General features: G+C 32.0%; 11 protein-coding genes. All 11 read left to right on the forward strand.

Annotated elements, in window-relative coordinates:
- Positions 1–90: 90 nt before the first annotated feature.
- The 11 genes from CD129_RS00535 (at position 91) to rplS (ending at position 10,545) form a co-directional block, all read left to right on the forward strand.
- Positions 91–714: a CHAP domain-containing protein gene (locus CD129_RS00535; protein ID WP_115337545.1), complete on the forward strand. Its 624-nt coding sequence runs from the start codon at positions 91–93 to the stop codon at positions 712–714.
- Positions 715–929: 215 nt separating this feature from the next.
- Positions 930–1,646 carry a ribonuclease III gene (gene rnc, locus CD129_RS00540; RefSeq protein WP_078356122.1) on the forward strand — a complete coding sequence of 239 codons (717 nt, stop codon included), beginning with the start codon at positions 930–932 and terminating at the stop codon, positions 1,644–1,646.
- 13 nt (positions 1,647–1,659) lie between these two features.
- Positions 1,660–5,226 carry a chromosome segregation protein SMC gene (smc, locus tag CD129_RS00545; protein WP_115337544.1) on the forward strand — a complete coding sequence of 1,189 codons (3,567 nt, stop codon included), beginning with the start codon at positions 1,660–1,662 and terminating at the stop codon, positions 5,224–5,226.
- Positions 5,223–6,395: a signal recognition particle-docking protein FtsY gene (ftsY, locus tag CD129_RS00550; protein ID WP_115337543.1), complete on the forward strand. Its 1,173-nt coding sequence runs from the start codon at positions 5,223–5,225 to the stop codon at positions 6,393–6,395. Before smc ends, ftsY begins: the two co-directional genes overlap by 4 nt.
- Entirely contained in the window at positions 6,382–6,717 is a 336-nt protein-coding gene (locus tag CD129_RS00555) for a putative DNA-binding protein (RefSeq protein WP_078356125.1), read from the forward strand. Before ftsY ends, CD129_RS00555 begins: the two co-directional genes overlap by 14 nt.
- A 12-nt stretch (positions 6,718–6,729) precedes the next feature.
- The gene (gene ffh, locus CD129_RS00560; protein ID WP_078356126.1) at positions 6,730–8,094 is read left to right on the forward strand and encodes a signal recognition particle protein; all 1,365 of its coding nucleotides are present in this window, start codon (positions 6,730–6,732) and stop codon (positions 8,092–8,094) included.
- 170 nt (positions 8,095–8,264) lie between these two features.
- Positions 8,265–8,540: a 30S ribosomal protein S16 gene (rpsP, locus tag CD129_RS00565; protein WP_078356127.1), complete on the forward strand. Its 276-nt coding sequence runs from the start codon at positions 8,265–8,267 to the stop codon at positions 8,538–8,540.
- Positions 8,541–8,553: 13 nt separating this feature from the next.
- Positions 8,554–8,781, forward strand: coding sequence for a KH domain-containing protein (locus CD129_RS00570; protein ID WP_016910740.1), 228 nt, complete (start codon positions 8,554–8,556; stop codon positions 8,779–8,781).
- Positions 8,782–8,843: 62 nt separating this feature from the next.
- On the forward strand, positions 8,844–9,344 hold the full coding sequence (gene rimM, locus CD129_RS00575) for a ribosome maturation factor RimM (protein ID WP_115337542.1): 501 nt from the start codon (positions 8,844–8,846) through the stop codon (positions 9,342–9,344).
- A complete protein-coding gene (gene trmD / locus CD129_RS00580) occupies positions 9,344–10,066 on the forward strand; it encodes a tRNA (guanosine(37)-N1)-methyltransferase TrmD (RefSeq protein ID WP_115337541.1) in 723 nt (240 codons plus the stop codon). The genes rimM and trmD overlap by 1 nt, the downstream gene beginning before the upstream one ends.
- Positions 10,067–10,194: 128 nt before the next feature.
- Positions 10,195–10,545, forward strand: a complete 351-nt coding sequence (gene rplS / locus CD129_RS00585) for a 50S ribosomal protein L19 (protein WP_078356130.1) — start codon at positions 10,195–10,197, stop codon at positions 10,543–10,545.
- Positions 10,546–11,250: the final 705 nt, after the last annotated feature.

The following is an 11,250-nucleotide window of genomic DNA, read 5'->3' on the forward strand; positions in this document are numbered from 1 at the left end:
ATTTATAATATATCCAGTATACTTTATATATGTTAAAATGTTTTAATATTCCAAATAGGAATATTTAATACATAATGTTAAAGGGGATGTATGAAAATTAAGTCTAAATTATTGTTAGCGATCGCATTTACGAGTTTGACTGCACTGAATATGAATATGGATGCTGATGCTAAAGATGGCGGCGGTAGTGATACATCTAAAGACAAAACACCTAAGATACAGAACGTAGAAATTGAACATAGAGATTATGATAAAAAATCGAGCAAGGTCCAAAAAGAAGTTGCGAAATCTTCAACGGCTGCCATGAATTATATTTATTCATTAGAAGGTAAGGGCTGGGATTTTGATGGCTATTATGGGTGGCAGTGCTTTGATCTTGTGAACTACTATTGGAATTATTTATATGGTCATGGTTTACACGGTGATTATGCAAAAGATATTCCAACTGCTAATAATTTTAGTGGTGAAGCTACAGTTTATAAGAATTCACCTTCATTTGTTGCAAAACCTGGAGATATTGTAGTATTTAATGGAGATTTTGGTTCTGGAGCAGGTCATACAGCAATTGTATTAAATGGTAATGCTGATGGAAACTTAATGCAATTCCAAAGTCTTGATCAAAATTGGTATGGTGGTGGAACTGATAAGACTGAGGTTGCTCAGCGAGTTACACACGATTACGAAAGTGAAATGTGGTTTATCAGACCAAACTAATTAAATGTAAGTTAATTAATTCAAACTGTCGACAAAGTTTATATTTTGTTGGCAGTTTTTTTACGCATTCTATTAGATATATGTTTATATTCTTTCCTTTATTTGTAATATGTATATAGATTATGAACTGTTATTGTTCTTTATGATAATATTCTTTTTTTTTTATGAAATATAACGTAAAATAGATAGGAAACATAATGTTAAGGAGGAAAGGCATGTTTAAAAATAAATCACAAATCATAACCCAGTTTAAAGCCAGATTCGATGAGTTCATGAATGAAGTCGATATCGAATTTGGAAATTATGATATATATGTACAAGCGTTCTCTCATTCTAGTTTTATTAATGATTTTAAACTTGATAAACTAAGTCATAATGAGCGATTAGAATTTTTAGGAGATGCGGTGTTAGAATTGACGGTGTCACAGTTTTTGTATAAGAAATTCCCATTACTTCCAGAGGGTAAGCTCACTAAACTGCGCGCATCAATTGTATGTGAACCATCACTTGTAACATTTGCAATGAGTTTGAATATGAATGAATTACTTTTATTAGGTAAAGGTGAAGAGAAAACGGGTGGACGTGAAAGACCTTCTCTTATAGCTGATGCTTTTGAATCGTTTATTGGTGCATTATATTTGGATAAAGGTCTTGATACTGTAGAAGTATTTTTAAATAAAGTTGTATATCCACATGTTATAGATGACAGTTATACGGCTAACAGAGACTACAAAACTGAATTACAAGAGTTTATGCATCGTCGCAATAAAGGTACGATTACTTATAATTTGTTAGATGAAAGTGGTCCAGCTCATCATAAGTTATTTACTTCAGAAGTATTGTTAAATGGTAATCCTTTAGAAACTGGACAAGGTAGAACGAAAAAAGAATCAGAGCAAAATGCAGCTAAAAAAGCGCTGAATAATGGTTAATAAGGGGTAGTTTATGGTTTATTTAAAATCAATAGATGCATATGGGTTTAAATCTTTTGCTGAACATACACATGTAGATTTTGATAATGGTGTAACAGCTATTGTTGGACCGAATGGTAGTGGGAAAAGTAACATTACGGACGCTATAAAATGGGTTCTAGGCGAACAATCTGCCAAAAGTTTACGTGGTTCTAAGATGGAAGATGTTATATTCAATGGGTCTAAGGAACGTAAGAAATGTCAATATGCAGAAGTTAAATTAACACTAGATAATCATTCTAGAAAATTAAATATAGATGAAGATACAATCACTGTTGAACGTAGACTATATAGAAATGGCGATAGTGAATATTATTTAAATAAGGAACGTACACGTTTGAAATCTGTTATAGATTTATTTTTAGATTCAGGTTTAGGTAAAGAAGCATTCAGTATAATATCACAAGGTAAAGTTGATGAAGTGTTAAATGCTAAACCAACTGATAGAAGATATTTAATAGAGGAAGCTGCCGGAGTCTTAAAATATAAGAAACGTAAGAAAGAAGCTACTCATAAATTAGATGAAACTGAACAAAACTTAAATCGAGTCGAAGATATTGTATTTGACTTAGAAGCGCGAGTTGAGCCTTTAAGAGAAGAAGCAGCAATTGCTGAAGAATATATTGCTTTGAAAGAAGAAATGAAAAAAAGCGATATTACAGTGACTGTATACGATATTGAAAGTTTAAATAAAGATTTTAAACAATTAGAACAAGATATTGAGCATTATCAAAATCAAAAAGATCAAAAAACAAATGAACTAGATGCAATGACGTTTGAATTAAATAAAAAGAAAAAAGCAAGAGACAACATTTCTTATCAAATTCAAGAATCTAATAAGTCATTAGTAGAAGCTACAGAGTCATTAGAACGATTTACAGGTCAACTCGAAGTATTAAAAGAGCGCCAAAAAAATAGTGATGCAACTAATGAAAGACTAGAAGAAGAAAAGCATGCTTCACAAACGAGAATTAATAAAATTTCTGAACAAATCAAAGAAATTGATGATGAATTATCCACTTTTAAAAGTAAATATCAAGAGATGGTTCAAGTAATAAATCAACTAGAAAGTCAGCTTTCAAATCAAGAAGGTACATTTGAAGAAAGAATTGAACAGCTTAAAGATCGTTACTATCAACTTATGACTGAACAATCAGATATAAATAATGATATTCGATTTTTAGAGGATAAATTAACAACACATCAAGAAAAACAATCTAGATTAGATGGTCGTCAAAAAGAAGTATATGATTCACTTCAAAAAGTTTGGGAAGAAAAAGATTCTTTTACTCAGAAATTGAATGAAGTAGAAAATGAACTTAAAGAAACGACTGAAAAATATAAATCAGACCACGCACTATTGAAAAATAAAGAACAAGAATATAAAGATGCTGAGTCTAAACTGTATCAAGCTTATCGATATACAGAACAAATGAAGACGCGTATTAATACTCTGAAAAGTATGCAAGATGAGTATTCTGGTTTTTATTCTGGAGTTAAACATGTATTAAAAGAAAAATCTTTAAAAGGTATAGAAGGTGCAGTAGCAGAAATAATCGATACACCATCAAAATTAACTACTGCAATCGAAATAGCTTTAGGAGCTTCACTTCAACATATTATTGTGCAAGAAGAAAAAGATGCTCGACTTGCAATAAAATATTTAAAAGATAAAAAGTTAGGCAGAGCAACATTTTTACCGATGAATGTTGTGAAAAAACGTTTTGTACCGCAAAATATTGTCGATCAAATAAGTGGAGATAATGGGTTTATAACAGTAGCATCTGAAGGGGTTCAATTTGATCCGAAATACCGCAATATTGTAGAACACTTACTTGGTAGCACAATCATTGCCAAAGACTTAGAAACTGCGAATCAAATCGCTAGAACAATTCAATTTAAGCATAGAATTGTTACCCTTGAAGGTGATGTTATTACACCTGGTGGCGCTATGACAGGTGGCGGTAAAGAGAAGAAAGCAAGTTTGCTATCTCAAAAAGATGAACTGAAAACGACTGAAGATAAATATCAAAACTTCATGCAACAAACTACGCAAATTGAATCAAAAGTAAAATCATTAAAAGCAGACATTCAGCAATTAGAAGAATCTCTTTCAACAACTCAAGAAAGAGGTACAGAACTTAGAGCAAGTGAACACGAAGTAACATTACAACTGGATGCAGTTTTAGCTAAAGAAAAACGTTTGAAAGATGAAAATGAGACTTTTGAGTTTGAAAAAAATGATGGATATAATTTTGTAAAAGGGCAAGAAACATTACAAGAAAAGAAAAATAAACTTGTTACAATAAAAAATGAGTTAGAAAAAATTGATTTAAATATTAATCAACTCAATGCCTCATTATCTAATAATAAAGATAGTGAAAAGACTATCCAAAATGAATTGAATGAAAAACGTTCAAACCTTGCAGTCGAAAAAGAACGTAACCGTTTGAAAGAACGAGATAAGAAAAGATTAAAAGAAGATTTAAATGAACAAGAACATACACTAAGTAAAATAAATGATCAATTAGAATTAATTAATTCTGATGAATATACAGGCAGTGGACAGTTTGAAAAAGTAGAAGGTCAAATTCAGCATTTTACTATCTTAAAACAAGAAATTGAAACTAAAATGATGGATCAACAAGATAAGTATAAATTGATTCAAGAAGAAATTGGGAAAATAGAACAAGATACTCAAACATTACATCAAAATATTTCTGGTATAGAAACCGGACTTCAAGATATGGTAAGTAAACATTCTAAAATTGATATTATGATAGAACATCAATTGTCACATCTGAATGAAACTTATCAACTTACATTTGAAAAAGCACAGTCACTTTATGAAATGCCAGAAGATATTTCAGAAGCTCGAAAAACTGTGAAATTAACTAAGATGTCTATAGATGAATTAGGTCATGTAAACATAAATGCTATTGATCAATTTAAAGAAGTGAATGAAAGATATACTTTCTTAAGCGATCAAAGAACTGATTTATTAGAAGCTAAAGAAACTTTAGAACAAGTTATTTTAGAAATGGATAGTGAAGTATCAACAAGATTTAAAGAAACATTTGATGAAGTTAATCATCATTTTGGCAATGTGTTTAAATCACTATTTAATGGTGGGAGAGCAGAATTGCAGCTTACTGATAAAGACATTCTAAATGCGGGAGTTGAAATTGTTGTGCAACCTCCTGGTAAAAATAGACAATATTTATCATTGTTAAGTGGTGGAGAACGAGCATTATCTGCTATTAGTTTGCTATTTGCGATATTGAAGTCGAGAACAGCTCCATTTGTTATACTTGATGAAGTAGAAGCAGCACTTGATGAACAAAATGTAATCAGATACGCTGAATACTTGGATAAATTAAAAGCAGAAACGCAATTTATCGTGATAACACATAGAAAAGGTACAATGTCTTACGCTGATAGTTTATATGGTGTGACTATGCAAGAAGCAGGCATTTCTAAACTTGTGAGTGTTAACTTAAAATCAATTAAAGAAGAAGAATTGGAGGCATTACAATCATGAGTTTTTTTAAAAGATTAAAAAGTAAATTTTCTCCTTCAGAAGAAACGAATAAAGAATTAGAAACTCAAGAAGAAAAACCAGTTCAAGACTTACCACCTGAATCCAATGAAAAAGAAAATCCTGAAGCGGTACAATTTGATGACGGACTTATGTCGTTGGATGAATTTGAGGAATGGGAATCTGAACAACTTGGTGCGAAATTTAAACAAGGACTTGAAAAATCTAGAGAGAATTTCCAAAATAAACTAAATGATTTATTAGCAGTTTATAGAAAAGTAGACGAAGATTTCTTTGAAGCATTAGAAGAAATGTTAATTCAAGCTGATGTTGGTTTCAACACGGTTATGGAATTAGTAGATGAACTACGTATGGAAGCGAAACGTCAAAACATAACTGAAACATCTGAATTAAGAGAAGTTATCGTTGAAAAGATTGTGGATATATATGTACAAGATGATGAAGAAATTGATCGTATGAACATTGAAGATGACCGATTAAATGTTATATTAATGGTTGGTGTTAATGGCGTTGGAAAAACAACAACTATCGGTAAATTAGCACACCGTTATAAACAAGAAGGTAAAAAAGTAGTCTTAGCAGCTGGTGACACATTCCGTGCTGGAGCAATTGAACAATTGAAAGTATGGGGTGAAAGAGTTGGTGTTGAAGTAATAAGTCAAAAAGAAGGTTCTGACCCTGCAGCTGTTATGTATGATGCTGTAAATGCTGCAAAAAATAGAGGTGCAGATATTCTTATTTGTGATACTGCAGGAAGATTACAAAATAAAGCTAACTTAATGAATGAGTTACAAAAAGTTAGAAAAGTTATTGATCGTAACATTCCTGGTGCACCGCATGAAGTATTACTAGCTTTAGATGCTACAACTGGACAAAATGCATTGTCTCAAGCAAAATCATTCAAAGAAGTCACTCAAGTTACAGGTATCGTATTAACTAAACTTGACGGTACTGCAAAAGGTGGTATTGTATTAGCAATACGTAATGAATTACAAATCCCAGTTAAATATGTTGGATTAGGTGAAAAATTAGACGATTTACAACCGTTTGATGCGGAAAGTTATGTATATGGACTATTCGCTGACATGATTGATTCAAATGAAGATATTGAAAATACTACTGAAGAAGTTGATCATAATGAAGGAAAGTAATGACCTCGTTAAAACGATGAGAATGAATTACTTATTTGATTTTTATCAAGGTTTATTAACAGAAAAACAACGTAATTATTTAGAATTATATTATTTACAAGATTATGCTTTAAGTGAAATAGCAGAGACTTTTCATGTGAGTCGACAAGCTGTATATGATAATATAAAGCGAACAGATGAATTACTAGAAGAGTATGAAACTAAATTACAACTCTTTAACAAATTTAAAGAACGACAAACAATTATAGACGAATTAAAAAGATTGTCAGGAGATAATCAAGAACTTAAGCAAGCAATAGAACGCTTAGAAATTCTTGAATAGGAGGAGAAATTTATGGCATTTGAAGGGTTATCAGAAAGACTTCAAGCCACGATGCAACGCATCAAAGGTAAAGGTAAAGTTACAGAACAAGACATTAAAGCAATGATGCGTGAAGTACGATTAGCATTGTTAGAAGCGGATGTTAACTTTAAAGTTGTTAAATCTTTTGTTAACACAGTATCTGAACGCGCATTAGGTGCAGATGTAATGCAATCTTTAACACCAGGTCAACAAGTTATCAAAATTGTACAAGATGAATTAACTTCGTTAATGGGTGGAGAAAATAGTAAAATTAATATGAGCAGTAAACCACCAACTGTTGTTATGATGGTTGGTTTACAAGGTGCTGGTAAAACGACAACTGCAGGTAAGTTAGCATTGTTAATGAGAAAGCAATATAACAAAAAGCCATTGCTTGTAGCGTGTGATGTTTATAGACCAGCTGCTATTCAACAATTACAAACTGTTGGTAAACAAATTGATATACCTGTCTATACAGAAGGTGATCAAGTTAGTCCAAAAGAAATTACAGAAAATGCTTTGAAATATGCAAGAGAAGAGCATTTAGATTTCGTAATCATTGATACAGCAGGTCGTTTGCACATTGATGAAGCGTTAATGAATGAACTTGTAGATGTTAAAGAAGTATCTACACCTGATGAAATTATGCTTGTAGTAGACTCCATGACAGGTCAAGACGCAGTAAATGTTGCTGAATCGTTTGATAAAACATTAGACGTTTCCGGAGTAACATTAACGAAATTAGATGGTGATACACGTGGTGGTGCTGCGCTTTCAATTCGTTCCGTAACGAATAAACCAATTAAGTTTATAGGTATGAGTGAGAAACTTGATGGACTTGAGTTATTCCATCCAGAACGTATGGCATCTAGAATTTTAGGTATGGGTGATGTCTTAAGTTTAATTGAAAAAGCCCAAGAAGGTGTAGATGAAACGAAAGCTAAAGAATTAGAAAAGAAAATGAGAACTTCTTCATTTACTTTTGATGATTTCTTAGAACAATTGGAACAAGTAAAAGGATTAGGTTCAATAGATGATCTAATGAATATGATTCCTGGGGCAAACAAAATGAAAGGCATGAAGAATGCTAACATGGACCCTAAACAAATTGATAATGTACAAGCAATTATTCGTTCTATGACTTTAGAAGAAAGAAATAATCCAGAAATCTTAAACGTCTCTAGAAAGCGTCGTATAGCAAAAGGTTCTGGACGATCTTTACAAGAAGTTAATAGATTAATAAAACAATTTGGCGATATGAAAAAAATGATGAAACAATTTACAGGTAGTAATAAAAAAGGTAAAAAGGGCAAAAGAGCTAGTAATCCATTCCAAGGTATGAACTTACCGTTTTAATGTGATTACGATGAACGGTGTATGATTAACGACTTTAATAATCATCATCGTTCTTCTTTTTTAGTAAAATTTAAATTGGTAAAGAGAAAACACTTTACAAACTATTTATATCCTGTTATAGTATTTACTTGTAGAAGATAAATTATAAATGAGTAAGGAGTTTTTTAAACATGGCAGTTAAAATTCGTTTAACACGTAAGGGTTCAAAAAGAAACCCATTTTATCGTATAGTAGTAGCAGATGCACGTTCTCCACGTGATGGTCGTATTATCGAACCAATCGGTACTTACAATCCAGTTGCTAAACCTGAAGCAGAAATCAAAGTTAATGAAGAATTAGCTTTAAAATGGTTAGCTGATGGAGCAAAACCTACTGATACAGTTCGTGATATCTTATCAACTCAAGGTATCATGGAGAAATTCCATAATTCTAAACTTTCTAAGTAAAGCGTAGATTATATTGGAAAAATTAATACAAACAATTATAGTACCGCTCGTAGATTATCCGGAGAACATCAATATATCTAAAGATGAACAAGATTCTAGCATTACGTTCAATATAGACGTTCATGAAGAAGACATTGGCAGAATTATTGGTAAGAAGGGCAGAATGATTAAAGCCATTCGTACAATTGTGTCTGGTTCAATGAACGAGTATGGCAAGAAAGTGTTTGTAGAAGTTAATTAAGAGTGCCTATTCGGTGCTCTTTTTTATTGTTAATTAAGAAACAGTTGAGGAGGCTTGGCTCAATGAATGTTGAAATAGGTAAAATTGTAAATACACATGGCATTAAAGGTGAACTTAAAATATTAACCGATTCAGATTTTACAGATGAACGTTTTAAAAAAGGTCAACTTATAAAAGTGAAAAATAAAAACGAAGAAATTCCTTTTACAATTGCATCACATAGAATACACAAGAACTTTCATTTATTAACATTTGAAGGTATTCATAATATTAATGATATTGAACATTTAAAAGGTTGCAAAATTTTTCAAGATCAAGAAAATGAATCGATTGAACTAGAAGAAAATGAATACTATTATTATCAAATTATAGGATGTACTGTGTTTGTTCAAGACGAAGCTTTAGGTAGAGTCGTTGATATTATGGAAACTGGTGCAAACGATGTATGGGTCGTTAAAGGTGATAAAGAATATTTAATACCTTATATTGAAGATGTTGTTAAATTAGTTGATGTTGATCGCAAAACAATTAAAATCGAACCATTAGAAGGTTTGTTAGATTAATGAAAATAGATTATTTAACTTTATTTCCAGAAATGTATGAAGGTGTGCTTAATCATTCCATAATGAAAAGAGCACAAGACAAAGAAATTGTTCAGTTTAACACTGTTAATTTTAGAGACTATGCAAATAATAAGCATTCACAAGTTGATGACTATCCTTATGGAGGCGGCCAAGGTATGGTGCTTAAGCCAGAGCCTATATTTAATGCCCTAGAAGCTTTGGATAAAACTGAAAAGACACGTGTTATTTTAATGTGTCCTCAAGGTGAACCATTTACTCAACAAAAAGCAGAGTCATTATCAGAAAGTGAGCATATCATCTTTATATGTGGTCATTACGAAGGTTATGATGAACGTATAAGAGAGCATTGTGTAACGGATGAAATCTCAATTGGCGATTATGTATTAACTGGTGGCGAGCTTGCAAGTATGACTATGACAGATGCTATTGTGAGGCTCATACCAGGAGTACTTGGCAATCAAGTTTCTCATGAAGATGATTCATTTTCATCTGGATTATTAGAGCATCCTCAGTATACAAGACCGGCAGATTATGAAGGATTAAAGGTTCCAGATGTATTGTTATCAGGTAATCATGCAAACGTAGAAAATTGGAGACATCAACAATCCTTATTGAGAACACAACAGAGAAGACCAGATTTATTAGAGCAATATCCTTTAACTGAAAAAGATCAAAAATTCTTAAATAGCAATAAAAAATAGATTGAATCAAATTACCCGATGTGATATATTAATATAAGTGTGTGAGCACAATATCACTATGATCCGCTGCTAGCATTTAATTGAATTATATACATTGGGCAAGAACATAGTCAGAAGGAGAGAAAATAATGAGTAATCATAAGTTAATCGAAGCAGTAACTAAAGACCAATTACGTACGGACATTCCTACATTCCGTGCTGGTGACACTTTAACTGTACACGTACGTATCGTTGAAGGAAGTCGCGAACGTATCCAACTATTCGAAGGTGTAGTTATTAAACGTCGTGGTGGCGGTATTTCTGAAACGTTTACAGTTCGTAAAATTTCTTACGGTGTTGGTGTTGAACGTACATTCCCTGTACACACTCCAAAAATCGAGAAAATCGAAGTTAAACGTCGCGGTAAAGTACGTCGTGCGAAACTTTACTACTTACGTAGCTTACGTGGTAAAGCTGCTCGTATTAAAGAAATTAGATAAATTAAGACTTAGGTCATTGACCTTTGTACTTAAAGAAAAGAGCTTAGAATATATTATTCTAAGCTCTTTTTTGTGTAGAGAAAATGGGATTGTGAAGATAGGATTGATTGTGGAACTTGAAGGCATTGATTATAGGTCGTGTGCTAAGTGTGTGCTAACTGGCAGATTTCTGGATTGTGCACGTTAGATTGTTCTTAGTGGCAGAATTCTGGATTGTGATCATTAGACACTATTTCTTACGGACATTACTCGGAATTATGTCCCTAACAGCACCTCTTACGGACATTTCTCAGAATTATGTCCCTTATACAATGAAGATAGTGGGATAAAAATAAATTTTTTTTGAAAAATTGGATAAGATGTAATTTATAAGGCAGTTAATCTAAGAGATCGACCAAGTTGTAGATTAAGTCAGTAGTTAATAGAAGAGTTCAGCCAAGTTGTAGATTAAGTCAGTAGTTAATCGAAGAGATTGACCAAGTTGTAGATTAAGTCAGTAGTTAATCGAAGAGATCGACCAAGTTGTAGATTAAGTCAGTAGTTAATCGAAGAGATTGACCAAGTTGTAGATTAATTCGGAAGTTAAACGAAGAGATTGACCAAGTTGTAGATTAAATCGAATATGTCCATATAATTGTGTAATAAAATAAGAGCCATATATAGCTCACTTTAGTACAATGTAATCGACTAAGAAAAAATTGTAGA

It is taken from the genome of Mammaliicoccus fleurettii (assembly GCF_003970575.1).
Classification (GTDB): Bacteria; Bacillota; Bacilli; order Staphylococcales; family Staphylococcaceae; genus Mammaliicoccus; species Mammaliicoccus fleurettii.

Excerpts from the sequence above, each read along its gene's own strand:
- rnc (WP_078356122.1), top strand. The coding sequence starts at position 930 with ATGTTTAAAAATAAATCACAAATCATAACCCAGTTTAAAGCCAGATTC.
- smc (WP_115337544.1), top strand. The coding sequence starts at position 1,660 with ATGGTTTATTTAAAATCAATAGATGCATATGGGTTTAAATCTTTTGCT.
- CD129_RS00535 (WP_115337545.1), top strand. The coding sequence starts at position 91 with ATGAAAATTAAGTCTAAATTATTGTTAGCGATCGCATTTACGAGTTTG.
- rpsP (WP_078356127.1), top strand. The coding sequence starts at position 8,265 with ATGGCAGTTAAAATTCGTTTAACACGTAAGGGTTCAAAAAGAAACCCA.
- rimM (WP_115337542.1), top strand. The coding sequence starts at position 8,844 with ATGAATGTTGAAATAGGTAAAATTGTAAATACACATGGCATTAAAGGT.
- rplS (WP_078356130.1), top strand. The coding sequence starts at position 10,195 with ATGAGTAATCATAAGTTAATCGAAGCAGTAACTAAAGACCAATTACGT.
- trmD (WP_115337541.1), top strand. The coding sequence starts at position 9,344 with ATGAAAATAGATTATTTAACTTTATTTCCAGAAATGTATGAAGGTGTG.
- CD129_RS00555 (WP_078356125.1), top strand. The coding sequence starts at position 6,382 with ATGAAGGAAAGTAATGACCTCGTTAAAACGATGAGAATGAATTACTTA.
- ffh (WP_078356126.1), top strand. The coding sequence starts at position 6,730 with ATGGCATTTGAAGGGTTATCAGAAAGACTTCAAGCCACGATGCAACGC.
- ftsY (WP_115337543.1), top strand. The coding sequence starts at position 5,223 with ATGAGTTTTTTTAAAAGATTAAAAAGTAAATTTTCTCCTTCAGAAGAA.